The 25,102-nt window shown below is 69.6% G+C and carries 21 protein-coding genes and 1 pseudogene; 10 read left to right on the forward strand and 12 right to left on the reverse strand.

Annotated elements, in window-relative coordinates; all coding sequences use genetic code 11:
* Nucleotides 1-43 precede the first annotated feature (43 nt).
* Entirely contained in the window at nucleotides 44-1,306 is a 1,263-nt protein-coding gene (locus ACFXHE_RS35530; RefSeq protein WP_379389038.1) for a hypothetical protein, read from the forward strand.
* Here ACFXHE_RS35530 and ACFXHE_RS35535 read toward each other — a convergent pair.
* The gene (locus ACFXHE_RS35535; RefSeq protein WP_379389039.1) at nucleotides 1,303-3,588 is read right to left on the reverse strand and encodes a bifunctional serine/threonine-protein kinase/ABC transporter substrate-binding protein; all 2,286 of its coding nucleotides are present in this window, start codon (nucleotides 3,586-3,588) and stop codon (nucleotides 1,303-1,305) included. The two genes, ACFXHE_RS35530 and ACFXHE_RS35535, sit on opposite strands and share 4 nt — an antisense overlap.
* 708 nt (nucleotides 3,589-4,296) lie before the next feature.
* On the opposite strand from ACFXHE_RS35535, the gene ACFXHE_RS35540 reads away from it, so the two are divergent.
* The 6 genes from ACFXHE_RS35540 (at nucleotide 4,297) to der (ending at nucleotide 10,666) form a co-directional block, all read left to right on the forward strand.
* Nucleotides 4,297-5,193 carry a ParA family protein gene (locus ACFXHE_RS35540; RefSeq protein WP_379389062.1) on the forward strand — a complete coding sequence of 299 codons (897 nt, stop codon included), beginning with the start codon at nucleotides 4,297-4,299 and terminating at the stop codon, nucleotides 5,191-5,193.
* Nucleotides 5,194-5,282: 89 nt separating this feature from the next.
* Nucleotides 5,283-6,152, forward strand: a complete 870-nt coding sequence (locus tag ACFXHE_RS35545; protein WP_379389063.1) for a segregation and condensation protein A — start codon at nucleotides 5,283-5,285, stop codon at nucleotides 6,150-6,152.
* Nucleotides 6,149-6,946, forward strand: a complete 798-nt coding sequence (scpB, locus tag ACFXHE_RS35550) for an SMC-Scp complex subunit ScpB (RefSeq protein WP_379389040.1) — start codon at nucleotides 6,149-6,151, stop codon at nucleotides 6,944-6,946. The genes ACFXHE_RS35545 and scpB overlap by 4 nt, the downstream gene beginning before the upstream one ends.
* 11 nt (nucleotides 6,947-6,957) lie before the next feature.
* Complete coding sequence (locus ACFXHE_RS35555; RefSeq protein ID WP_379389041.1) at nucleotides 6,958-8,520, forward strand: pseudouridine synthase; 1,563 nt, start codon at nucleotides 6,958-6,960, stop codon at nucleotides 8,518-8,520.
* 65 nt (nucleotides 8,521-8,585) lie between these two features.
* Nucleotides 8,586-9,254, forward strand: a complete 669-nt coding sequence (gene cmk / locus ACFXHE_RS35560) for a (d)CMP kinase (protein ID WP_379389064.1) — start codon at nucleotides 8,586-8,588, stop codon at nucleotides 9,252-9,254.
* On the forward strand, nucleotides 9,251-10,666 hold the full coding sequence (gene der, locus ACFXHE_RS35565) for a ribosome biogenesis GTPase Der (RefSeq protein ID WP_379389042.1): 1,416 nt from the start codon (nucleotides 9,251-9,253) through the stop codon (nucleotides 10,664-10,666). The genes cmk and der overlap by 4 nt, the downstream gene beginning before the upstream one ends.
* Nucleotides 10,667-10,812: 146 nt before the next feature.
* Here der and xerD read toward each other — a convergent pair whose 3' ends face one another.
* From xerD to steA, 5 genes are all read right to left on the reverse strand, one after another.
* Nucleotides 10,813-11,733, reverse strand: coding sequence for a site-specific tyrosine recombinase XerD (xerD, locus tag ACFXHE_RS35570; RefSeq protein WP_379389043.1), 921 nt, complete (start codon nucleotides 11,731-11,733; stop codon nucleotides 10,813-10,815).
* Between the two features lie 100 nt (nucleotides 11,734-11,833).
* On the reverse strand, nucleotides 11,834-12,487 hold the full coding sequence (locus tag ACFXHE_RS35575; protein ID WP_379389044.1) for an NUDIX domain-containing protein: 654 nt from the start codon (nucleotides 12,485-12,487) through the stop codon (nucleotides 11,834-11,836).
* A 95-nt stretch (nucleotides 12,488-12,582) separates the two neighbouring features.
* Nucleotides 12,583-14,310: a CTP synthase gene (locus ACFXHE_RS35580; RefSeq protein ID WP_379389045.1), complete on the reverse strand. Its 1,728-nt coding sequence runs from the start codon at nucleotides 14,308-14,310 to the stop codon at nucleotides 12,583-12,585.
* A 152-nt stretch (nucleotides 14,311-14,462) separates the two neighbouring features.
* Nucleotides 14,463-15,383, reverse strand: a complete 921-nt coding sequence (locus ACFXHE_RS35585; RefSeq protein ID WP_379389046.1) for a copper transporter — start codon at nucleotides 15,381-15,383, stop codon at nucleotides 14,463-14,465.
* 6 nt (nucleotides 15,384-15,389) lie between these two features.
* Nucleotides 15,390-16,601, reverse strand: a complete 1,212-nt coding sequence (gene steA / locus ACFXHE_RS35590; protein WP_354844847.1) for a putative cytokinetic ring protein SteA — start codon at nucleotides 16,599-16,601, stop codon at nucleotides 15,390-15,392.
* A 274-nt stretch (nucleotides 16,602-16,875) separates the two neighbouring features.
* On the opposite strand from steA, the gene ACFXHE_RS35595 reads away from it, so the two are divergent.
* Nucleotides 16,876-17,295 carry an SRPBCC family protein gene (locus ACFXHE_RS35595; RefSeq protein WP_379389047.1) on the forward strand — a complete coding sequence of 140 codons (420 nt, stop codon included), beginning with the start codon at nucleotides 16,876-16,878 and terminating at the stop codon, nucleotides 17,293-17,295.
* Between the two features lie 98 nt (nucleotides 17,296-17,393).
* On the opposite strand, the gene recN is transcribed toward ACFXHE_RS35595, so the two are convergent.
* From recN to ACFXHE_RS35615, 4 genes are read right to left on the reverse strand one after another with little or no spacing between them, the layout of a single operon-like run.
* Entirely contained in the window at nucleotides 17,394-19,175 is a 1,782-nt protein-coding gene (gene recN / locus ACFXHE_RS35600; protein ID WP_379389048.1) for a DNA repair protein RecN, read from the reverse strand.
* Nucleotides 19,153-20,118, reverse strand: a complete 966-nt coding sequence (locus ACFXHE_RS35605; RefSeq protein ID WP_379389049.1) for an NAD kinase — start codon at nucleotides 20,116-20,118, stop codon at nucleotides 19,153-19,155. The genes recN and ACFXHE_RS35605 overlap by 23 nt, the downstream gene beginning before the upstream one ends.
* Complete coding sequence (locus ACFXHE_RS35610; protein WP_379389050.1) at nucleotides 20,115-21,005, reverse strand: TlyA family RNA methyltransferase; 891 nt, start codon at nucleotides 21,003-21,005, stop codon at nucleotides 20,115-20,117. Before ACFXHE_RS35610 ends, ACFXHE_RS35605 begins: the two co-directional genes overlap by 4 nt.
* Before the next feature lies 1 nt (nucleotide 21,006).
* Nucleotides 21,007-21,237, reverse strand: coding sequence for a hypothetical protein (locus ACFXHE_RS35615; protein ID WP_379389051.1), 231 nt, complete (start codon nucleotides 21,235-21,237; stop codon nucleotides 21,007-21,009).
* A 318-nt stretch (nucleotides 21,238-21,555) separates the two neighbouring features.
* On the opposite strand from ACFXHE_RS35615, the pseudogene ACFXHE_RS35620 reads away from it, so the two are divergent.
* Nucleotides 21,556-21,654 (forward strand): annotated as a pseudogene (locus ACFXHE_RS35620) (SAM-dependent methyltransferase); the annotation flags it as partial.
* A gap of 162 nt (nucleotides 21,655-21,816) precedes the next feature.
* On the opposite strand, the gene ACFXHE_RS35625 reads toward ACFXHE_RS35620, so the two are convergent.
* Complete coding sequence (locus ACFXHE_RS35625; RefSeq protein WP_379389052.1) at nucleotides 21,817-22,719, reverse strand: HAD-IIA family hydrolase; 903 nt, start codon at nucleotides 22,717-22,719, stop codon at nucleotides 21,817-21,819.
* A gap of 93 nt (nucleotides 22,720-22,812) precedes the next feature.
* Complete coding sequence (locus ACFXHE_RS35630; protein ID WP_379389053.1) at nucleotides 22,813-23,619, reverse strand: hypothetical protein; 807 nt, start codon at nucleotides 23,617-23,619, stop codon at nucleotides 22,813-22,815.
* Between ACFXHE_RS35630 and ACFXHE_RS35635 the strand changes: the two genes are divergently transcribed.
* Nucleotides 23,563-24,861 carry a hypothetical protein gene (locus ACFXHE_RS35635; protein ID WP_379389054.1) on the forward strand — a complete coding sequence of 433 codons (1,299 nt, stop codon included), beginning with the start codon at nucleotides 23,563-23,565 and terminating at the stop codon, nucleotides 24,859-24,861. The genes ACFXHE_RS35630 and ACFXHE_RS35635 overlap by 57 nt on opposite strands.
* Nucleotides 24,862-25,102 lie beyond the last annotated feature (241 nt).

Here is a 25,102-nt window from a genome sequence, read left to right on the forward strand (position 1 = left end):
TGGACGGTAACTGACCTGTTGCTTCGGACCTTGGGAGCCGCCCGTGCAGCGGTATCGCGCGGCCCTCGACACGGTGGGCGCGTGCGCCGCCGCCGCGATCGCGGGCCTGGCCCTCATCGTGCCCGTCGACACCGGGTGCGCCGCCGACTCGTCGGCGCTGCAGATGACGCTGCTGAGCGTGACCGTGCCCCGGGCCACGGCCGCGGGCGTGATCGTCGCGGTGCTGACCGCGGTGTGCGTGCGCATGTTCGGCTCTCGCACCGCCTGGGGCACCGCCACGGTCGCGACCCTGATTCTGGTCACCGACCACCTGGTGCCCACCCCCTCCGTGACCATGGCCACCGCCAACTTCGTCGATTCGATCGCGGCGGGCGTGCTGCTCGGCGCGGCGGGGGCGGCGGCGCTCGAATACCGGCCGCCCGCAATCGGATACCTGCTCGGGGGGCTCATCGGCGTCACGGTGGGCGACCACATCGAGACCATCGCCGCCGAGCAGGGAACCCTGTCGCTGCTCGAACGCGCCTTCGTGGATCTGCCGCCGGATTGGGTCACCGTACCGGCAACGGGATTGCTGGCCGTGTGCTGTGTCTTGTCCCCGCGCGCGGGGATGGCGTCCTACCCCACCACGTTGAACCTGCCGTTCGCGCCGGTGCTCGCCGCGGCCGTGGTGGTCACCACCATCGACATGGTGTCGGAGCGGCTCACCACGGCGTCGAGCGACGCCGCGGTCATCGTGGCCGGAACACTCGCGGTGCTCGCGGCGGCGGTGATCGCCGCGCTGCTGCTGCCGGAACGCGACGGCACCCTCACCCTGCTCGCGGTGGCGCTCGCCGCGACGGGCAGCGCGATCGCCATCGCGGCCCAGGCGCATTGGAAGCTCGCGCCGATTCTCTCGGTCCTGGCGCTCGGCCTGGCGACGGGCCTGCGGCGCGCGGCGCCGGTCGTCGCCGCCGTCGCGATCGTCGCCCTCGGCGTGTTCGCGCTGCTGGTGCCCGGCGCGCGGCACGATGATTCGTGGAGCGCGCTGATCGGCAGCTGCGCTATTGCCGCGCTGGCCGGGTACAGCTTCGGCGCGGTCACGACCCGAGGCACGGCCGGGACCGTGCTGGCGATCGGCCTGCTGTTCATTCCGACCGCCGTGCTCACGCTGGAATTCCGTGGCTGCGAGGCGTTCCCGCTGCATCCCAACCGGGCCGTCGAATCGGGTGACCGTGCCGCCTGGATGGCCATCGCACTCGGGGCCGGATGCCTGGCCGCCGTCATCGCGCTGCGACGTCTGCGGCCCGAGCGGGTCGAGCAGGATTAGGAGATCCGGTACAACCAGATCCGGGGATCGCCGAGTTCACCGGTCGCGCCCCAGCTGTACGCGTGGGCGATGCCGTCGCCGTTGTAGCCGTGCAGGTAGGCCCGCAGTTCCGTGCGACCCGCGTGCCCGGACACAATGCCCCGCAACACGATCGCGGTCAGGTCGTAGGCCTCGGCGGCATACGCGGTCGGGGCGGAACCGGTGGCGGACCGGTACTCGCCGACGAAGCGTTCGGTGGCCGCCCCGCACTGACAGGCCACCAGGGTGCCGGTGGCCGCCGGACCCGCGAGGGTCCGGAAGTCCGGGTCGTAGCTGCCGTCGCCCAGCACGAAGGTCGCAGTGACACCGGCACTCCGGAGCTTGGTGAGCAGCTGGGCGGCGGCCGATTTGTACCCGGCGTAGAACACCGCGTCCGGGTGCGCCCCGGCGATGGTGTTCACGGCGTCACCCGGATCGCCGTCCGGGTCGATGCTGACCTGGCACCCGGCGAGCGCGGCCGGGCCCAGCCCCGTGGTCACCGAGTCCGCGAGCGAGCCGCCGAATCCGCCGTCGCTGTCGCGCACCACGCAGACCCGGGAGAAGCGCGCGGTGTTCGCCAGATACCGGCCCAGCGCCGGACCCTCCGCATTGTCGTTGGCCAGGCCGCGGAAGAAGCCGGACCAACCCGACTGCGCCAGTAGCGGATTCGTCGCCGCCGGGGTCAGAAACGACAGCCCGGCGGCGTCGAACGTCTTGCCCGCCGCCACCACCTCGCGGGACAGGGTGGGACCGATCACCGCGACGATCGAGGTGTCCGCGGCGATCTGCTCGGCGATCTGCGCCGCCGTCGCCTGGCTGCCCGCGGTGTCGAACCGCCGGACGGCGACCGGGCAGGCCTTGCTCCCGCCCTGGCTCCCACCCTGGACGAACTGGTCGACGGCCAGCCGCACGGCATCGATCACCGTGCGACCCAGGGCGACATCGGTATCAGCGCCCTTCAGGGGCACCGCGGCGGCGATGGAGACCGGCTTGCACGGCAGCCGGCCGTCGTTCGCGGGGTCCTCCACCGAGACGGGGTAGGCGACCTTGTCACCGAGGGCGTCGATCTGGGTGAGCGGCACGAAACCCGGAAACACGGCGGCGTACGGGCCGCCGTTGTTCGCCGGAGGCGTGCTCCTCGACGACCCGGAATCGTGTATCGCCCAGACGATTCCGGCCGCCGTCGCGACCACGACGACCAGCGCCGCCGCACCGGCGGCGATCCAGCGCCCGCGCCCGCCGTTCCGGTTCGGCGGCGGAGCCGGCGGGGACGACGGCTCGTCCAGCACGGTGGCCTCGGCCGCCGGGGGCAGGGTGATGGTGGCCGACACGCTGCCGCTCGGTCCGGTCGACGTGGCCCGGGCGCCGGCGAAGAGAGTGGTCACGGGTGACGCGGCGGCCACCTGCAGCGGCAACATGGTGGACTCGGACTCATCCGACAGTGCCCGCAGCGCGGCGTCGGCGAACGCACGGCAGGAGTCGAAGCGGTCCTCCGGTCGTTTGGCCAGCCCGCGCGCCAGCACCGCGTCGAGGGCGGCGGGCAGCTCCGGTCGCCGGTCGGTGACCCGCGGCGCCGGATGCTGCAGGTGCCCCGCGATGACCGCCGCCGCGGTCTCCGCCTGGTACGGCGTCGATCCGGTGAGCAGCCGGAACAGCGTGCACGCCAGCGAATACTGATCCGAGCGGTGGTCGAGCGCGGCCCCCGACAGCTGCTCCGGGGACGCGTAGGTGATCGTCGCCGCCAGCATCCCGGTCCGGGTGATCTGCGCCGAGTCGTCGCGCAGTCGCCCGATCCCGAAGTCCGTCAGCAGAATCCGCTGATCCTGCCCCGGCACCGAGCGGGTCAGCAGAATATTGGCCGGCTTCACATCCCGGTGGATCACCCCCATCGAATGGGCGTAGTCCAGCGCCTTGGCGGTCTCGCCGATGATGTGGACCGCGTCGTGCGCGGGCAGGGTGAACGGGTCCAGCGCCGCCGCGTCCCCACCGTCCACGTACTGCATGGCGATCCACAGCCGCCCGTCCTCGACCCCCCGATCCTGCACCGCAACGATATTCGGATGATCCAGCCGGGCCACCAGCTCGGCCTCGCGCTCGAACCGGAACCGGGTCTCCCGCTGCGACACCAACTCCCGCGCCAGCAGTTTGATCGCCACCAGCCGAGGCAATCGCGGATGCCGGGCCAGAAAAACGTCCCCCATCCCGCCCCCACCGAGCCGCCGCTCGATCAAATAACCGGCGAATTCCGTACCCGCAAACAACATTCGGCCCTTCGCACCCCGCAACCTCCCCCCGAACCATACCCGCTACACCCCGCAAGAGATCCGATCGACAGCCCCGCCCACCCAGACCTTCGTGACCGGGCTGGTGCCGGAGTTCTCGGCGCTGAGGCCGGGTGATCTGGTGCGGGATTATCGATGTCGACGCGGTGGCGGCACCGGCACCGGGGGATCCGGGTCCGGAGTTCGTGACGCGGCCGGCGGGGTTGTGTGCGGCCGGCGGGGTTGTGTGATGCGGAGTGGGTCGCGCTCGGGGGATCGCGGGCTATTGTGGGCAGTTGCCGTCAGAGTTGATGGCGGGTCGGTGTGGGGGCGGCGACGGCGAGGCGGTTCCGCTGGGAGGGATCGACCGAGCCGGAGGGGAATCGGGTGGGCCGGATCGGACAGGATTCGGGGAAACCCCCGCTGATCTCCCGCAGTCCTGGTGCACAGGCCGTAACCTGCTGTCCCACAGGCGAAGAATGCTCCTGACCGGACACCAGTCCGACCGAGGACACCCTTACCCGCCCTGAAGTGCAGGTTTAGGGTGCGTGTCCGAGCGTTGGTCTTGCGTGAACAGGCGGTAGCGTCTAGGAGGGACCCGGTCGCACACGCGGCCGGGCGCTTCGTCCACGGCAGGTCGGTGGACGGAGCAAGGGCAGGAACGTCGAAGGAGCAGCGGACGTGACGACTACCGGTGGTGCGGGCCAGCGGATCGAAACCGCCGCGCAAACACTGTGGGAGGCACCCGATGTGGTGTCCGACGGCAAGGAGTTCGGCCCCACCGGACGCCCGGTTCGCGAGATTCCGGAACCCCACGAAGCCGATCACAGTGGCCCCGCCCTGATCGTCGCCATGTGCAATCAGAAGGGCGGCGTCGGCAAGACCACCTCGACCATCAATCTCGGTGCGGCGCTGGCGGAATACGGGCGCAAGGTGCTGCTGGTCGACCTGGATCCGCAGGGCGCGCTGTCGGCGGGACTCGGTGTGGCGCACCACGACTTGGACGTCACCGTGCACAACCTGCTCGTCGGCCCCGGCAAGGTCAATGTCGACGACGTGCTGATGAACACCAAGGTCGAGGGCATGGATCTGCTGCCCAGCAATATCGACCTGTCGGCGGCGGAGATTCAGCTCGTCAACGAGGTCGGCCGGGAGCAGACGCTGGGCCGCGCCATCGCGCCGCTACGCGACCGCTACGACTACATCCTGATCGACTGCCAGCCCTCGCTGGGCCTGCTCACCGTGAACGCCCTGGCCTGCGCCGACGGCGTCATCATTCCCATGGAGTGCGAATACTTCTCGCTGCGCGGCCTGGCCCTGCTCAACGACACCGTGGAGAAGGTGCGGGACCGGCTGAATCCGGAACTGACCCTGTACGGCATCGTGGTCACCATGTTCGATGCTCGCCTATTGCATTCACGTCAGGTGATGACGCGCGTGGTCGAGGTGTTCGGCGACCTCGTGTACGACACCGTGATCTCGCGGACCGTCCGCTTCCCCGACGCCAGTGTCGCCGGCGAGCCCATCACCACCTGGGCACCGAAATCCGGTGGCGCGGAAGCCTATCGGGCCATGGCCCGGGAAGTCATCCAGCGGTCGGGCCGTTGAGCGATCCTCTCGATTCGTCCGAGCACGACCCGGCGGACGCGGATACAGCCCTGCCCGCCGGAGATCCGGACTCGCCGGTCCTGGCCGACATCGTCGCAGGCGGCGGTAATGCTGCGGCGCCGGACGATCAGAACGCAACGGGCAAATTTCACCTGAAGCTCGCCAACTTCGAGGGCCCGTTCGACCTGCTGCTGCAGCTGATCAGCTCGCGCCGACTGGACGTCACCGAGATCGCGCTGCACAAGGTCACCGACGAATTCATCGCCCACACCAAGGCGCTCACCGCCCGGCTCTCGGAAGAAAAGGGGCTGCGCGCGGACAAGGTCCTCGACCAGACCACCGAATTCCTACTCATCGCGGCCACCCTGCTGGATCTGAAGGCGGCCCGGCTGCTGCCCTCCGGCGAGGTCTCCGACGAGGAAGACCTCGAGCTCCTCGAAGCCCGCGACCTGCTGTTCGCGCGGCTGTTGCAGTACCGCGCCTTCAAACAGGTCGCGGCACTGCTCGGCGAGCTGGAGGCCGCGGCGCTGCAACGCTATCCGCGCGCGGTGTCGCTGGAGGAGCGGTATCTGGCACTGCTGCCGGAGGTTACGCTGGGGGTGGACGCCGCGGGGTTCGCCGAGGTCGCAGCCACCGTGTTCCGGCCGCGTCCGAAACCGAGGGTGGGACTGGATCACATCCACGCCCATGCGATTTCGATCGCCGAACAGGCCGCGCTGGTGCTGGAGATGCTGAAAAGCCGTGGCGCGGGCGGCTGGACGACCTTCCACGAACTCTGCGCCGACTGCGAACTGCCGATCCAGATCGTGGCCCGCTTCCTCGCGCTGCTCGAGCTCTACCGGGGCAAGACCATCGAGTTCGATCAGCCCGACCCCCTGGGCCCGCTCTCCATCAGCTGGATCGGCGAGCTCGAAGACCAACCCGCCCAACCGGTGACTATCGACGAGGACTACGGATGACCGAGGTGCACGACTTGGGTGACGAGCCGACGACCGAAGTCACACAGACGGCGACCGAGATCACAGTTTCCGCGACCGAAGTCACGGAATCCGGGACGGCCGGCGTCACGCCTGTGGCGGCCGTGACACCGGAGGCGGCTGTCGATCCGGCGGAGTTCGAGGACGAAGAGGCGCTGAGCGAGGAGGAGTTCCGGTCGGCGCTGGAAGCGATGCTGCTCGTGGTCGACGCGCCCGCGCCGGTGGAACTGCTGGCCTCGGCGCTGCGGGATCATCCGATCCGGGTGGAGACCGCGCTGCGGGAGATGTCGGCGGAGCTGACCGCGCGGCGCAGTGGCATGGATCTCAGGTACGTGGGCGACGGGTGGCGCTATTACACGCGGACGGAATTCGCACCCTATGTGGAACGTATGCTGTTGGACGGCGCACGGTCGAAGCTCACACGCGCCGCTTTGGAAACCCTGGCGGTGATCGCGTACCGTCAACCGGTTACCCGAGCACGCGTGAGTGCGGTGCGCGGTGTGAACGTGGATGGCGTGATCCGGACCCTGCTGGCGCGGGGCCTGATCGCGGAGGCCGGAGCGGACCCGGAGACCAACGGCACTCTGTACATAACCACCGAGCTGTTCCTGGAACGGATCGGACTTGCGTCACTGGCGGATCTGCCGCCGTTGGCCCCACTGCTCCCGGGCGTCGATCTGATCGACGAGATCAACGAGAGCCTGGACACCGACCCCCGGTACACCAGGCTGAGGAAACCGGCCGAGGCGGATATCGACCTCGGCACCGATGACTGAAATAGGACAACGTGAATACACCCGCTCGCCGAGATGGCACACCGGATCGTAGGAAACGTGGCAGTGAACCGCCCCGCGGCGGTTCCCGGGCCGCCCGCGGCCGGACCGGAGACGACCGGTCCGCGCGCGGCGGCAGCTCGTACGGCGGAGGCTACGACGGCCCCGCGAACTCACGCGGCGGTGCCGCGAACACCCGTGGCGGCTCCGCGAATCGCGGCGGATCGCGCGGCGACTCGCCCTCATGGGGCGGCAATTCCCGAGGCGACTCGCGCGGCGGCAGCGGCTCGTACGGCGGCGGGCGCGGCGGCAGCGGGTCCTATGACTCGCGCTCCGGCGGATCCCGCGGCGGCTCGCACGGCTCGCGCGGCACTTCCAGCCCGCGCGGCGAAGGCTATGGCTCGCGCGGCGAAGGCTACGGCTCACGCAGTGAGGGTTACGGCTCGCGCGGCGAAAGCCAGTGGGGCGGAGGCGGTTCGCGCGGTGGCGCGTCCTCGCGTGGCGGCTCCTCCTTCGGAAACTCCGCGCGCGGCAACCAGTCTCGCGGCGACTGGGGTTCCGATTCGCGTGGCGCCGCGCGTGGCGGCGACAGCCGTGGCGGCCAGTCGCGCACCGGATTCGGCTCCGACCGTGCCGGTTTCGGCCAGGATCGCAATGCGTCGCGCGGCCGGATCGGCGGCGGCAGCCCGCTGGCCCCGCAAACCTCGCCGAACACCCCTGCCAAGAAGAAGGCCAAGCCGGTCAAGCAGGTCGTGGCTCCGGTCCTGATCAGCAATGCCAAGCCGGCGCGCCGCCAGCATGTGGACGCCGACACGCAGGGCCCGAAGAAGCTGCCCTGGGGCGAGGGCGAGCGCCTGCAGAAGGTCCTGGCGAAGGCCGGGGTGGCCTCGCGCCGCGCGGCCGAGGAGATGATCGAGGCCGGCCGCATCGAGGTGGACGGCAAGATCGTGCGCGAGCAGGGCCTGCGCATCGATCCGCAGACCGCGGTGGTCCGGGTCGACGGTGTGCGCGTGGTGATCCGCGACGAGCAGGTGTACCTGGCGCTGAACAAGCCCAAGGGCTGGCAGTCGACCATGTCCGACGAGATGGGCCGCCCGTGCGTGGGCGACATCGTCGCCGAGCGGATCGCGGCCGGGCAGCGGCTGTTCCACGTCGGCCGTCTGGACGCCGACACCGAGGGCCTGCTGCTGCTCACCAATGACGGCGATCTCGCGCACCGGCTCATGCACCCGTCCTTCGAGGTGTCCAAGACCTACCTGGCCACGGTCAACGGCGAGGTCAAGAACCGCGAGGTCGGCAAGCTGCTCAAGGACGGCGTCGAGCTGGAGGACGGTCCCGCCAAGGTGGACCGGTTCCAGGTGCTCGAGGTCGGCCAGGGCAAGTCGCTGGTGAAGGTGGTGCTGCACGAGGGCCGCAAGCACATCGTGCGCCGCCTGCTGGCCGAGGTCGGCCACCCGGTGACCGCACTGGTGCGCACCCACATTGGACCGGTCGCACTGGGCGATCAGCGGCCGGGCACGCTGCGCGTGCTGGGCCGGGACGAAATCGGGAAGCTCTACGAGGCGGTGTCGTTGTGAACGGTGTGGGAAGTCTGATCGACGCGACCGGCGCGCTGACCGGGTGGGCGCGGCTGGTCGTCGCCATGGACGGCCCGTCGGGCACCGGCAAGTCGAGCGTGTCGCGCTTGCTGGCGACCCGGCTCGAGGCCAGCTACCTCGACACCGGTGCCATGTACCGCGTGGCGACACTGCGCGTGCTGCGCACCGGCGTGGACCTGGACGACGCCGCGGCCATCGCGGTCGCGGTCAAGGAGCTGCCGCTGACCATCGGCACCGATCCGAGCCGGGAGGTCATCCTGCTCGACGATGAGGATGTGTCGAGCGAGATCCGCGGCAATGCGGTGACCAAGGCGGTGTCGGCGGTGTCCGCCGTGCCCGAGGTGCGCGAGCAACTGGTGGCCCTGCAGCGGGACCTCACCGCGGCGGCGGGGCGAATCGTGGTCGAGGGCCGCGATATCGGCACCGTCGTGCTGCCCGAGGCCGATGTGAAGATCTATCTGACCGCCTCGGCCGAGGCCCGCGCCGCGCGACGCAACGCGCAGAACATCGCCGAGGGCCGGGGTGACGATTTCGAGGCCGTGCTGGCCGATGTGCAGCGCCGCGACACCCTGGACTCGACACGCAAGGTGTCGCCGCTGCGTCCCGCCGAGGACGCCGTGCTGGTCGACACCAGCGATCTGAACAAGGACGAGGTCATCGACGAGCTGTATCGCGTCGTGGCCGAACAGATTTCGGTGGGAGGCTCGCAGTGACGCAGGACACCTTCGCCGGTGATGGCATCTGGTCGGACGAATCAGACTGGGACATCGCCGAATTCGAGGGCGAGCAGGACGCCGAACACATTCCGCTGCCGACGGTCGCCATTGTCGGCCGCCCGAACGTCGGCAAATCGACCCTGGTGAACCGCATTCTGGGTCGCCGCGAGGCCGTCGTGGAGGACATTCCGGGCGTGACCCGGGACCGGATCTCCTACGAGGCCAACTGGGCCGGACGCCGGTTCCTGGTGCAGGACACCGGCGGCTGGGAGCCCGACGCCAAGGGCCTGCAGCAGTCGGTGGCCCGGCAGGCCGAGGTCGCCATGCAGACCGCCGACGCGATCGTCGTGGTGGTGGATGTCACCGTGGGCGCGACCTCCGCCGACGAGGCGGTGGCGAAGACACTGCGCCGCAGCAAGACCCCGGTCATCCTGGTGGCCAACAAGGTCGACAACCAGAAGCTGGAGGCCGATGCGGCCGAGCTGTGGTCGATGGGCCTCGGTGAGCCGCAGCTGGTCTCGGCCGCGCACGGTCGCGGCACCGGTGATCTGCTGGACCTCATTCTGGAGGTGATGCCCGAAACCCCGCGCGAGGGAACGGGTCTCACCGGCGGCCCGCGCCGCGTTGCGCTGGTGGGCAAGCCGAATGTGGGCAAGTCCTCGCTGCTGAACCGGCTGGCGGGCGAGGAGCGCTCGGTCGTCCACAATGTCGCGGGCACCACCGTCGACCCGGTCGACTCGCTCGTCGAATTGGGCGGCAAGCCCTGGCGTTTCGTGGATACCGCGGGTCTGCGCCGCAAGGTGAGCAATGCCAGCGGCCACGAGTTCTACGCGTCGCTGCGCACCAAGTCGGCCATCGAGGCCGCCGAGGTGGCGGTCATGCTGATCGACGCCTCGGAGCCGATCACCGAGCAGGACCTGCGCGTCATCTCCATGGTGGCCGACGCGGGCCGCGCCCTGGTGATCGCCTACAACAAGTGGGATCTGGTCGACGAGGACCGCCGCGAGATGCTCGAGCGCGAGATCGACCGCGAAATGGTCCAGGTCCGCTGGGCTCAGCGCGTCAATATCTCCGCCCACACCGGCCGCGCCGTCCAGAAGCTCGTCCCTGCCATGGAAACCGCCCTGGATTCCTGGGACAAGCGCATCTCCACCGGCCGCCTGAACAACTGGCTCAAGGAGATCGTCGCGGCAACCCCGCCCCCGATGCGCGGCGGACGCCTCCCCCGAGTCCTGTTCGCCACCCAGGCCTCCACCCGCCCCCCGACGTTCGTCCTCTTCACCACGGGCTTCCTCGAGGCCGGCTACCGCCGCTTCCTCGAACGAAAGCTCCGCGAAGAGTTCAACTTCGACGGCTCCCCGGTCCGCGTGAACGTCCGCGTCCGCGAAAAGCGCGAACGCAAGAAGTAACCGCACGCATCATCGGCAGCGAGAAACGCCCGGGCGACGGCATCAACCGTCCCCGGGCTTTCTTGTTGCCGCCGAAGCAACTCCGCCTTCCTGACCGCCTGCGGCATCACCTGCCGCGGGCACAGGCATCGCGGGCATGTCCACGGTCAGCGGGCGCGGGGATGGGCGGTGGCCCAGACCTCGTGCAGGGTGCCGACGGTGACCAGGGTGTAGATCTGGGTTGTTGTGACCGAGGCGTGGCCCAGCAGTTCCTGGACGACGCGGACGTCGGCGCCGCCGTCGAGTAGATGCGTGGCGAAGGAGTGGCGGAGGGTGTGGGGCGACACCTGGGCGGCGATGCCGGCCCGCTCCGCCGCGGATTGCAGCACCTGCCAGGCGGTTTGGCGGGAGAGACGGCCGCCGCGGTGGTTGAGGAACAGGGCGCTGTTGCCCTTGCCGCGGGTGGCGAGGGCGGGGCGGCCGCGGACCAGATAGTTGTCGAGGGCGGCCAGGGCGGGGCGGCCGATGGGGACCATGCGCTGTTTGCCGCCCTTGCCGCGCAGGACCACCGCGCGTTCGGCGGTGTCGATGTCGTCCACGTCGAGCCCGACCATCTCGGAGATGCGAGCGCCCGTGGAGTACAGCAACTCCAGTAGTGCCCGGTCGCGCAGCCCGCGCGGGCCGTCGGCGATGTCTCCCCCGGCGGCGTCGAGCAGGCGGGAAACCTGGTCGTACGGGAGGGCTTTCGGCAGTCTGCGGGCGGGTGTCGGCGGTTTCACCGGATGCGCCACATCCGCGTCGGTGATGCCCTCCGCGGTCGCGAACCGGTGCAGCCCGCGGACGGCGACCAGGGCCCGCGACGCCGACGAGGCCGCCAGTGCGGGATGCTCGGAGTCCCCCGACCGCAGCGACACCATGTAGTCGGCAATATCCGATTCGGCCACGCGTGCAAGCGTTTCCACTCCGCGCTCGGTCAGAAAGTACTGGTAGCGACCCAGATCCCGGCGATAGGCGCTGAGCGTATTGCGCGCGGCGCCGCGCTCGACCGCCATATGGTCGAGGTACGCGTCGATCTGCCGCTTCAGCACGGCTCACATCTTTGCAGCCGCCACCGACGAACTCCCCGACCCGAACCCGGCGAAGCGAACAAGTTTCCCAATCGGGACCTATTGCCTTCCCAATCGGGATCTACTGCGATGCCTCCCGTGCCTTGCGATCCAGGAACGCGGTGGGCATCCCCGGCCAGGGCGCGTCGGCGGGCCGCAGCCGAGCCCCGCTGGACCGGGCCGTCATCAGCGCGGTCACCCCGGCCACCGCGGTGGCATTGGTGATGTCTCCCGCCAGCGCGGCCTGCACGGCCTCCGTCAACGGCATCCGCAGGATCTGGAGGTCGGCTTCCTCCATTTCCGGGTCCGGCCGGTCGATTTCGTAGAGCCCGGTCGCCAGATACACCCGCAGCGCCTCATCGGTGAACCCGGGCGAGAGCGCCACATCGACCAGCACCGACCACTCCCGCGCGGCCAGCCCGGTCTCCTCGGCCAGCTCCCGCTGGGCGGCCTCGAGGGGATCCTCGCCCGCCTTGTCCAGCAGTCCGGCCGGCAGCTCCAGCAGCCGTCGCCCGATCGGATGCCGGTACTGATTCACCAGCACCAGATTGTCGTCGTCGTCCAGCGCCGCCACGGCGACCGCCGCGTGGTGCTCGATCACCTCCCGCTCGGCGACCTTGCCACCGGGCATGACCACCTGGTCCAACCGCAGCGCCAGGATCGCGCCCGAGTACACCGTGCGACTGGACAGGACATCGAAATCGTGTGTGCCGGGGACCGGTTCCGAGGAGGTCATTCCAGAACCGTAGCGCGGATACCCGGGCGGATACGAAACCGCCCGAGCACTCGTCGAATGCTCGGGCGGGCCGTGGAATCCCGGTCAGGCGGGGATCACTTGGAAACCTTCTCGGCCTCCGCGGCGGGCACCTCGTCGGGAATCTCCACCGGAAGCCGTTCGGCGGCCTTGTATTCCAGCGCCGCCGAGATCAGCGCCGCGAACAGCGGGTGCGGGCGCGTCGGACGGGACTTGAGCTCCGGGTGCGCCTGGGTGGCGACCAGGAACGGGTGCTTGTCCTGCGGGTACTCCACGAACTCGACCAGGTGGCCGTTCGGGGAGGTGCCGCTGAACTTCAGGCCGCTCTTGGCGATCTTGTCGCGGAAGGTGTTGTTGACCTCGTACCGGTGCCGGTGCCGCTCGGAGACCTCGGTCTCGCCGTACGCCCGCGCCACCAGCGAATCCTGCTGCAGCACAGCCGGGTACGCGCCGAGCCGCATGGTGCCGCCCAGATCGGCCTCGCCGGCCACGATCTGCTCCTGGTCGGCCATGGTCGAGATGACCGGGTACTTGGTGTCGGGCTCGAATTCCGCCGAGTTGGCGTCCTTCATGCCCACCGAGCGCGCCGCCTCGATGACCACGCACTGCAGACCCAGGCACAGGCCCAGCAGCGGAATCTTGTGCTCGCGGGCGTAGTGGATGGCGCCCACCTTGCCCTCGATGCCGCGAATGCCGAAACCGCCCGGGATCAGGATGGCGTCCACGTCGGCCAGGTGCGAGCGCGCACCCGCCTCGGTCTCGCACTCGTCGGACTGCACCCAGCGGATGTTCACCTTGGCCCGCGAGGCGAAACCGCCCGCCCGCAGCGCCTCGGTGACCGACAGGTAGGCGTCGGGCAGGTCCACGTACTTGCCGACCAGCGCGACGGTGACCGCTTCGCGCGGGTTGTGCACGCGGTCCAGCAGATCGCCCCAAACCGTCCAGTCGACGTCGCGGAAGGGCAGCCCCAGCTTGCGAACGACGTAGGCGTCCAAGCCTTCCCGGTGCAGCACCTTCGGAATGTCGTAGATCGACGGCGCGTCCGGCGTGGAGATGCAGGCGTCCACATCCACGTCGCACATGAGCGCGATCTTGTTCTTCAGCGGCTGCGGCACCTCGCGGTCGCAGCGCAGGATGAGCGCGTCGGGCTGGATACCGATATTGCGCAGCGCCGCCACCGAGTGCTGGGTCGGCTTGGTCTTGAGCTCGCCCGAGGGACCCAGGTAGGGCACCAGCGTGACGTGCAGGAAGAAGCAGTTGTCGCGACCCACCTCGTGGCGAATCTGCCGCGCCGCCTCGAGGAACGGCTGCGACTCGATATCGCCCACGGTGCCACCGATTTCGGTGATCACCACGTCCGGCGCCTGCCCGTGCAGGTCCGGTCCCGTCATGGCGAGAATGCGACTCTTGATCTCATCGGTGATGTGCGGGATCACCTGCACGGTGTCACCGAGGTACTCACCCCGGCGCTCCTTGGCGATCACCTTCGAGTACACCTGGCCGGTGGTGACATTGGCGTCCCCGGACAGATCGCGATCCAGGAACCGTTCGTAGTGGCCGACATCGAGGTCCGTCTCCGCGCCGTCCTCGGTCACGAACACCTCACCGTGCTGGAAGGGGTTCATGGTGCCGGGATCGACATTCAGGTACGGATCCAGCTTCTGCATCGTGACGCGGAGTCCGCGTGAAGTGAGCAGCTGACCGAGGCTGGAGGCGGTCAGACCCTTACCGAGTGAAGAGGCGACGCCACCGCTGACGAAGATGTGTTTCGTGGCCGCGCGCGCCGGAATCCGTGATTGACCCACGGGACTTCACGGTAACACGGATCGGCGACGCCGATCGCATGCCGCGCATGTTGGTTGCCCGCGATTGGCTCGATTCTGCGTGTCGCGGGAAGCCTTCCCCATGTCGCCATCGGCGTGGCCGGGGCTTTCCGACGTGCGGCCAGGGGATCGTCTCAGTGCGGCATGGCCGCGACTGTGAGCGAGGTCGCCTTCTCACCCGTGCCGTAACGGCCGGTACCGCCGTTCAATTGCTCGGTGAGCCCGAGCACGGTGGTGATCCGCCCGATCTCACGATCGACATTGTCGACGGTCGTCACGGTCGACAGCCCACCCTCGGACCGTGTCACAGCGATCGCTCCGGGCCCCTCGGCGGCCCCGTGGCGACCCGCCAGCACCACCCCGGCACTGTGGGACCGCAGACCCCCGGCGAACCTGGCGATGATGGTGCCGCGATTGTTCTCGTCGGCCCGCGCCCCGTCGCCGGTGACCACCACGGCCAGCTCGGCGGGCTGCACGTCGGCGAAGGTCAGGAAGCCGCCGCCGCGCAGCGTCTCGAGGGCCAGGCCGCGCTCCTGCGGGGTGCCGCGCGCCTGCCCGCTGACCGGATCGTCGAGCAGCGCCTGGCCGAGCAGATCGCCCGCGAGGCTGCCCTGATCGACGGCGTCGACCTTCAGCTGCGCGCCTGCGGGGACCACGTTCAGCAGCGCGGTGCGTAGTCGGTCGCCCTCGGAGGAGTCGGCGAACGCGCCGGTCAGGCCGATCCGGCCGGTGACCGCGGCGCCCGCGGTGGTGAGGGCCGCGGTGACGGCATCGGCGTCGCCGCTGTCGGCGTCGGGGGTGGTGAAGACGAGGACCGACCGGTTGGCCAGCGCGCCCGCCAGCAGCTTGCCCGCCGAACCCGACAGGAAGGCGTCGGCCGCCTTCACCTGTTCGTTCAAACGCCCGTTCTCGGCACGCAGATCGTCGATCTGCTGCCGGTCGCCCGTGCCGGGAAACAACCCATTACCTTGCGTGCGGGTGCCCAGCACCACGCCGACCGCCAGAGCCAGAAATACCGCGGCGATCGAAATCGCGTGGTGGCGAAAGGAAATCATCGGTCCCTACCTGTGCCGGTCGAATAGGCCCTGTACCCAGTGCGATCCGCGATGCCAGGTGTCGGCGGTCCAGGTCAGCGCCTCAACGCCCATGTGGGTGGCCAGCAGCGCGACCACCAGGGCCACCAGCGCCGCGAGCACCACCAGCGCGACCGCCCAGCCGGAGCCCCGGTGGCGATACAGCGAGGCGACGGCTTTCGCGTCCATGAGCTTGGTGCCCATTTTGAGGCGGGTCAGGAAGGTGGCCGGATTCGAATCGCGCCGGCCGCGGTCGAAGAAGTCGTCCAGCGAGGCCGCCGCGCCGACGGTGACGATCAGCGACGCGCCGTGGTGATCCGCCAGCAGCAGCGCCAGATCCGCGGGCGCGCCCGAGGACGGGAAGGTGGTCGCGCCGATGCCCAGATCCTGGATGCGCTCCAAACCCTTGGCGTGGCCGTCGGTATCGGCGGGCAGGATCACCTCCGCGCCGGACTTCAGCGTGTTCGCGGTGATCTCCTCCGGGTCACCGACGATGAGGTCGGGCCGGTAGCCGTGGCGGGTCAGGGTGTCCGCGCCCCGGCCGACGCCGATCAGGATCGGCGCGTACTCCTTGATGAACGGCTTGATGCGCTTGAGGTCGTCGATGTGCTCGGGACCGTCGGCCACCACCACGACATGCCGCTTCTTCATGTCGACTTCGACATCCGGGACGCCGATTCCATCGATGAGCAAGGAGGATTCGGTGCGGATGAACTCGATGGTGTTGCCGGAGAAGGCTTCCAGATGGTCGGCCAGCCCGTTGCGCGCCTCGATCATGCGCTCGGCGATGGTGACCTCGGTGAGCTCGATGCCCTCGACGAGTGCCTCGGGTTCCTTCTTCGCCAGTTTGTCCGCGTAGACGACGCCACCCTCGACGCGAACCTTGGCGCCGTCCTTGATCTTCTTGAAGACATCCGAGCTGACCGCGTCCAGCAGCTGGATGCCATTGGCCACCAGCACTTCCGGACCGAGGTTCGGATATCGCCCGGAGATCGACGGCGAGGCGTTCACCACCACCGCCACCTGGGCTTCGACGAGCCGGTCGGCGGTGAGCCGATCCAGGTCCATCTCATCGAGCACCACCACGTCCCCAGGCCCCACGCGCTGGAGCAAACGCCTGGTGTTGCGGTCTACCCGGGCCATCCCGGTCAGACCCGGCAGCGTTTCGGTATTACGCGACAACAGGGCCAGCATCTTCATAACGATCGATGATTACGGCAAAGTCTCAACCTTTGATGGAGGCGCGCCGGTCAGCAAACTATCCGCTCCGACTCCCCGGCACTTCAGCAGGCAGCCGGGAGCCGTCAACGGTCATGCATCCATGCTATTAGTTTGGTGCCAAATCTATTTCGGACGTACCCGGCGAGTTACCCCAATCGGCACGAAATCAGTGGTCACGCCCGCATACGGGCGCCGTGGGCGAAGGCCCGATCGCACCTTCCATCTTACCGACCGGTAAGGCTATGCTCCGGACATGGCCAGCACCACCGTTGATACGGTCCTACCCGCCCCGCGTGAGGTCGTCTACAAGCTCTTCACCGAGCGCGACAGCCTCAATGCCTTTCTGCCCATTCAGATTTCACTGAAGAAGCCGGGCATCGGGAGCCCGTCCGGCGTCGGCGCGCAGTACCACCTGGGCCTGGCCGGCATCGGCCCGACCGAGGAGACCACCGAGCTCGTCCCCAATGAGCGCATGGTCTACCGCGTCATCGCGGGCGCGCCGGTCAAGCGGCACGTCGGCACCATCAGCTTGTCCGACGCGCCGGGCGGCACCCGGGTCGTCTACACCATGGAGTCCGAGCCCAGCCTCCCCGTCCCCGCCCAGATCCTCGAGCCCGGCCTCCGCGCCCTCACCAACGCCCTCATCGGCGGAGTGCGCAAGGCGATCAAGTAGCGCTCGGCCACCGCGCCTTCGGAGTCGGCGCGGCGGCACGGACAGAACCGGCCGGACCCTTCGCGGGCCCGGCCGGTTTTCTTGTCTCCGGTGCCCGGTTACTCGCCCGAGACGGCGGCGCCGACCTTCTCGGCGTCGGCGGTGGTGAGGAGTTCCCAGGCGTGGGCGCGGCCGGTTTCGGTGTCGCCCATGCCCGCCAGCATGCGGGCGAGTTCGACGACGCGTTCGTCCTGGGTGAGGGCTTTGACACCGGATTTGACGGCCTTGCCGTCATCGAGCTTGTCGACCACCAGGTGGGTGTCGGCGAAGGCGGCCACCTGCGGCAGGTGGGTGACGACGATGACCTGGTGGGTGCGAGCCAGACGGGCCAGGCGGCGGCCGATTTCGACGGCGGCGCGGCCGCCGACACCGGCATCGACTTCGTCGAAGACCATGGTGGTGCCATGTTCGGAGCTGGCGAGAACCACTTCCAGGGCGAGCATGATGCGGGAGAGCTCACCGCCGGAGGCGCTCTTGCTCAGCGGCAGCGGGTGCGCGCCGGAGTGGGCGGCCAGGCGGAATTCCACCTCGTCCACGCCGGTCGAGCCGGCGTGCAGTTCGGTGCCGTCGATGACCAGCGGGGCCGAATCCTGTACGCCCGCAAGGACGGGACCGACGCCGACCTCGAGCCGGGCACGACCCATGGCCAGACCGCCCAGTTCGGAGCTCACCGCCGACGCCAGCTTCCCCGCGGCCTTGCTGCGGGCCGCGGTCAGCTTCTTGGCCGTTTCGCGCACCTTCTCGGCCGCGGTCTCGACATCCGCGGCCAGCGCCGAGAGCGCCTCCTCCGACACGTCCAGCGAGGCCAGGCGCGTGCGCGCCTCCTCGGCCCACTTGATGACCCCGTCGATATCCGGCGCGTACTTGCGGGTCAGCGTCTTCAGCTCGGCCTGGCGGGTCAGCATGGACTCCAGCGCGCCCGGATCGGACGGCAGGTCCGACAGGTAGGAGCTGAGCTCGGTGGTCAGATCCACCACCACCGAAATCGCCTCGCCCAGACGGGGAGCCAGCGCGGTCAGGATCGGATCGTCGGAGGCTTCGATGCGGGCGCGCGCGGTGCCCAGCAGATCCAGGGCGCCCGCGTCCTCACCCGGCGAATCGGCCGGACCGGCCAGCGCGTCGTGCGCGGTGGAGGCGGCCTCGCGCAGAGAATCCAGATCCGACAGCCGGCGCACCTCGGCCACCAGGTGGTCGTCTTCGCCGGGTTCCGGTGCGACGGCGTCGATCTCGGCCAGCGACTGCGTCAGATGGTCGGCTTCCAGGGCCAGCTCCCGGCTGCGCGCGGTCCGTTCGAGCAGCTGATTGCGCTTGTCCAGCCAGGCCTTTCGGGCCTTCTGGTACTTGGCCAGCAGCGGCGCCACCGCGTCGGAGGCGAACTGGTCCAGCGCGTGCAACTGCTGGTCGGGCCGCTGCAGCCGCAGCTGATCGTTCTGCCCGTGCACGGTGAGCAGCGGGGTGGTGAAGTCCGCGAGCACCGCGGCCGGCACGCTGCGGCCACCCAGGTGGGCGCGGGAGCGGCCGTCGGATCCGACTGTGCGGACGGCGATGATGCTGCCGTCGTCATCGCGTTCGGCGCCGGTGGATTCCAGCACCTGCTCGACCTCGCCGAGGGCGCCGTCGTGCACCTCGTCCACGGTGAAACGGCCCTCCACCACGGCCCGCGACGCCCCGAGGCGCACCCGTCCCGCGTCGGCGCGGGCACCGCTGAGCAAGTGCAGGCTCGTCACCACCATGGTCTTGCCCGCACCGGTCTCACCGGTCAAAACGGTCAAACCCTCGTGGAATTGTGCGGTGGCGGTGGAAATTACGCCCAGCCCGTCAATCCTGATCTCTGTCAGCACTCGTGCTCTCCGTTCGCCGTCGGCCACGCCAGCCTGTCACGGGCAACTGGAATTTGCGCACCATCCGATCGGCGAACGGCGCGGAGTCGAGCCGAACCCACCGCACCGGGTCGGTCCCGCGGACCGTCTCGACCCGGCCGCCCCGCGGCAGTGCGAGGGTGCGTCGGCCGTCGAGGAAAACGATCGCATCATGGCCCGTCGCAACGGTTTCCACCGCGATCAGCGAATTCGGGCTGGTCACCAGGGGCCGCGCGAACAGGGCGTGCGCATTGGACGGGATCACCAGCAGCGCTTCGAGTTCCGGCCACACCACCGGCCCGCCCGCCGAGAAGGCGTAGGCGGTGGACCCGGTCGGCGTGGCGATCAGCACACCGTCGCAGCCGAAGGCCGACACCGGCCGGCCGTCCACCTCGAGCACCACCTCCAGCACGCCCATGCGCGCCGCGTTCTCGATGCTGGCCTCGTTCAACGCCCAGCCGCGCTCCACCACCACATCGTCGACGCGCACGGTGACGTCGATGGTCATCCGCTCCTCGACGGTGTAGTCGCGCCGCACCACCTGGGACAGCGCCTCGTCCAGATGCTCGGCCTCGGCCTCGGTGAGAAAACCGATGCGCCCCAGATTGATTCCGAGCACCGGCACCGAGGCACTGCGGGCGAGTTCGGCCGCCCGCAGGAACGTCCCGTCGCCGCCGAGCGCCAGCACCATCTCGGTGCCGACCGCCGCGTCGAGATCGTGTGCCATCACCCGCGCCGGGTATCCGTCGGCCGCGCCGTCGTCGTCGATGTCGAACCGGGTGCTGTACGCCTCGTCCTCGAGCACGCGCAGCCCCATCCCGGCCCCGCACAGGATCTTCGCGACCCGGTGCGCGGTATCGGTGATCTCCGGCCGTCCCGGATGCGCGACCAGCAGAACCTGCCTGGCCAGGCTAGCCGCGTTCACTGTGGACCCTCCTGCACCGCACGCTCGATCAGCGCCGCCACACGCGCCGCCTCGTCTGCATCGTATGCGCCCCCACCGACGTCCGCGCCGTCACCGGTCGCAGCGGGCTCGGTCTCCGGGCGCTCCGGCGCGCCGGTCTCCTTGCGCAACCAGAGGAAATACTCGACATTCCCGGACGGACCGGGCAGCGGGCTGGCCGTCACGCCACGCGTACGCAGCCCGAGTTTCGCTGCCGCGGCGGCGACTTCGCGCACCGCCTCGGCGCGCAGGGCCGGATCCCGCACCACACCACCGGATCCCACGCGATCCTTACCCACCTCGAACTGCGGCTTCACCATGGGCAGCAGATCCGCGCCCGGCGCACAGCAGGCGGCCAGCGCGGGCAGCACCAGGCCGAGGGAGATGAACGACAGGTCGGCGACCACCAATTCGACGGTGCCGCCGATGAGTTCGGGCGTCAGCTGCCGCACATTGGTGCGGTCGTGCACCCGGACGCGGTCATCGTTCTGCAGCCGCCAGATCAGCTGGCCGTACCCGACATCGGCGGCCACCACCTCCTTGGCTCCGCGCGACAGCAACACATCGGTGAATCCACCCGTGGACGCGCCCGCGTCCAGGCACCGTTTGCCCTCGACCGACACGCCTTGCGGCTCGAACGCCTCGAGCGCGCCCAGCAGTTTGTGCGCGCCGCGCGAGGCCCACTGCACCTCGTCGGGTTCCTCCCGCACCAGCAGCGGCGTGCCCGCCTCGACTCCCGTCGCCGCCTTGGTGGCGACCGACCCGTTGATCAGGACGCGGCCCGCGTTGATCAGCTCGACCGCGTGTTCCCGCGACCGCGCCAATCCGCGGCGAACCAGTTCCGCGTCCACCCGTGCGCGCCTGGCCACCTCAGATCTTGTCCACCGTGGCCAGGGCCTGCACCAGCACCTCGTGCGCCTGCTCCAGAATCTTGGCCCGCCGCACGATATCGGTGCCCTCCGAGTGCACACTCGGCGCGCCCGGGAAGCCCGGATTCGGTGCGCCCGCCGACAACTCGGCCAGCAGCGCGGCCACCTCCGCCTGGACCCGCTCCGGGTCGGCGAACTCCTGATTCGCACCCGGCAGATGCTGCCCGGGCAACGGCGCCCCCGGACGGGGCCCCGGCGTCCCGATAGGGGATCCCGGCGCGGGAAACTGCGGGCGAGGCGTGGGCATAGTCATCGTGGCGACAACGCTACCCGAACTCGCATTCGAACACACGTACCCCACCGCTTACCGATCCACCCGCGACCGGCACCCGCCGCGGCGCCCCGGCCCACTCCCTCACGCGTCCCAGAAAACCGCTCGTGGGCGGCCGACAGCATGAGGCAAACGGACGGCGACGTCGAGAAGCTGATCGCCGAGACCCGACCTTCCCGCCGACCATCGTCCACACCTGATCCCGGCCGCCGGCTCCGGCTGCCGGGCCCGCGCCACGCGGTGGTCGTCGCCGACCCGGACGAACCGCCACTCCCCTTCTCCGACATTGCCCTCGACCTGGTGACATCCGCCATCCCTCGACCGTTCGACGCATGAAAACCGGTGTGAGACTTCACAATAATGAGCTGTCGAGGTCTTCGAACGCCGGTCTGTGGTCCGATCGATGACAGCACAGGAGAACGGCACGGAGCCGCACACCGCCACGACGCGACCTGATCCAGGCCCGCGGCAAGTCCTCGACTACACGCGAGGCGTCGAGGAGACCCGGATGGCGCGGCCCGGGGCCGCGTCCAGGCGGGCCGTGATCTCCTTCGCGATGTCTCCGACGCCCGGCACGACCGGATCTAAGTCGGCGACAGGGTGATTCAGCGCGTCGAGGGATTCGGCGATGTAGGTCGGCATGCGATCCGAGGGCTGGGTGCCCAGATCCTCGAGCGTGCTCACGCCGGTCAGCACCATCAGCGACTCCAGGCCGGTGGCGTGCGCGCCGTCGATATCGGTGTCGAGGCGGTCGCCGACCACCAGGGCGTCGCGGGTACCGGCCCGCTCGAGCGCATCCTCCATCAGCGGCGCGTACGGCTTGCCCGCCACGATCGGCTCCAGGCCCGACGCCTGCCGCAGCGCCGCGACCATCGAGCCGTTGCCGGGAGCCAGGCCGCGCTCGGTGGGGAGCGTGGCGTCGGTATTGGCGGCCACCCACAGCGCCCCCGACCGCAGCGCGTAGGCGGCCTCGGCCAGATCCGCCCAGGCGGTCTGCATCGAATGGCCCTGCACCACAGCGCTGGGCACGAGGCCGTCGAAGCGGCGGACCGCCTGCAGGCCGACGTTCTCCACCTCGGCCATCAGGTCATCGGTGCCGACCACCAGCACCGTCGACCCCGGCGGGATCCGCTGCGCCAGCACACGCGCGGCCGCCTGCGCGCTGGTCACCACCTCGTCCTCATGGGCGTCGAAACCGAGCTCCCGCAGGTGGAAGGCCACCGCGTCGGCCGAGCGGCTCGCATTGTTGGTGACATACATCAGGCGCTGTTCCGGATCGCCCGCCGAAAGTGCTTCCGACGCACCCGGAATCGGCTCGTGGCCGCGGAACAGCGTTCCGTCCAGATCCAACAGCAATGCCTCGAACCGATCCCGCAGTCGCATTACGCCGTCCCTCTCGTCACTCTTCACAGAAACAAAAACGACCGTGCGGCTGCGCTGTTGCGCGGCCGCACGGTCGAAATCACTTGCCGGTCCTCAGTTCTCGGAGCTGTCCGCGGACTTCCCGGAACCATCCGCGGCTTTCCCGGACGGCTCCGACTCGGCGGCGATGTCCTCGGCGGCGGTGTCCTCGGCGGCGGAATCCTCCTCCGCCACAGGGGAATCCGCGTCGTCCTCGTCCTCATCGTCGTCCTCGTCGAACGCCGCGGTCCAGTCCGCGCCGCCGTCACCGTCGCCGGAGAGTTCGGCGGCGCGGTCCTCGGCGTCGGTCTCGCCGTCCAGGTCGGCGGAGGCGGCGTTCATGAACCAGGTCAGTGCTTCGTCTTCGCGACCGGCGGCCAGCAGGGCCTCGGCGTAGGCGTAGAACAGGCGCGCAGGTGCGGAACCGGTACGCGCCGGGTCCAGCTCGGCCGTCTGCAGCGTAACGACGGCCTGGTCGAACTGCCCCAGATCCATCCGGGCGCCGGCGACCACGATGCGCAGCTCGGTGGCCTCGTCGCCCTGCAGGGCCCGGGCCTCATCGCTGCGGCCCAGCTCGATGGCGCGCTCGGGACGGCCCAGACCGCGCTCGCAGTCGGCCATGACGGCCAGCAGACCCGAACCGCCGGACATGCGGCGCGCGGTCCGCAGCTCCGACAGCGCCTCGGCCCATTCACCCGCGTGATAGGCCGCGACACCGGCGGTCTCGCGCACCACCGCGATGCGGCCGGCCCGCTGCCGGGCAGCGCGCGCGTGCTCCAGTGCCAGCTCCGGATCCTCGTCCAGCAGCTGCGCCACCATGACCAGGTGCCGGGCCACCGACTCGGCATTGCCCTTGTCCAGGCTCAGCAGATCGCGCCGCACCGCCGGCTCGAGATCGGAGGCCTGCACATCGTCCGGCAGGTTCGGCTCATCGGGACGACCCGAACGCCGCTCCCCCGGCCGGCCGCCGCTGACCCGTGCGCCCTCGCCACCGCGGCGACGCTCGCCCTCGAACGACCTCTCGCTCGCACCGTTCCCGGCCCGCTCGGCATCCTGTCCCGCCCCCGAGTACTCCGGACGCTCATCCGCGAACCCGTTGCGCGCGAAGCCCTTCCGCTCCTCCCGCTCCCCGCGGTCCCGGTCGAATCCCCGTCCCCCACCACGGTTGAACCCGCCTTCACGACGATCACCGCCGCGATCGAAGCCACCTTCACGACGGTCACCCCGGTTGAAACCGCCCTCACGACGATCGCCGCCGCGCTGGAAACCACCCTCGCGACGCTCGCCACGGTTGAAACCGCCTTCACGGCGCTCGCCACGGTTGAAACCGCCCTCACGACGCTCACCGCCACGATCGAAGCCACCCTCGCGACGCTCACCGCGGTTGAAACCGCCTTCACGACGATCACCGCTGCGCTGGAAACCGCCCTCGCGATGCTCGCCACGGTCGGAGCCACCTTCGCGACGGTCACCACGGTTGAAGCCGCCGTCACGGTCGCCACGATTGAAGCCACCTTCGCGGCGCTCGCCGCGATTGAAGCCACCCTCACGGTCGCCGCCTCGGTTGAAACCGCCTTCACGACGATCACCACGGTTGAAACCGCCTTCGCGACGGTCACCACGGTTGAAACCGCCCTCACGACGATCACCGCCGCGATCGAAGCCACCCTCACGACGCTCGCGGTTGAACCCGCCTTCACGACGATCACCACGGTCGAAGCCGCCTTCACGACGATCACCGCTGCGCTGGAAACCGCCCTCGCGACGCTCGCCGCGGTTGAATCCGCCCTCACGGCTGTAGCCGCCCCGGCCACCTTCGCGCTCGGACCCGCCGCGGCCGCCGCCCTCGCCCCGATAGCCGCCGCGATCGCGGTCGCCCTCGGAGCGGTAGCCGCCACGCTCATTGTCACGACCGCGGTTGAATCCGCCACCGCTGCGGTTGAATCCGCCCTCACGGCCGCCATCGCGCTCGCGGCGGGGTCCGCCCGACGACCGTCCCTGGTCGCGGCGTTCGCCTTCGTCGCGCCGGCCATAGCCGCCCTGTCCGGTCCCACCACTATTACGGCGGAAGGGTTTGCGGCCGTCGTTCTGCTCCGCCACGGTGATCCCTCTCTGTTCTTGTAGCCTGCGGTACCCGGCCACGGCGCTGGAGCGCGTGAGGAGGGCCGGTGGGCGATCCCACCTACCCATGAATTCAATCACGCCGCTCTCGAGCGTCAACGCAGCACCGGGTGGTCAAACGCCGAAAGGGGACCCGGTGAGGGTCCCCTTTCGCGAAGGATGTTCCGGCGGTGTCCTACTCTCCCACACCCTGTCGAGTGCAGTACCATCGGCGCAGGTGGCCTTAGCTTCCGGGTTCGGAATG

The organism is Nocardia sp. NPDC059229 (assembly GCF_042754165.1).
In the GTDB taxonomy this organism is placed as follows: Bacteria; Actinomycetota; Actinomycetes; order Mycobacteriales; family Mycobacteriaceae; genus Nocardia.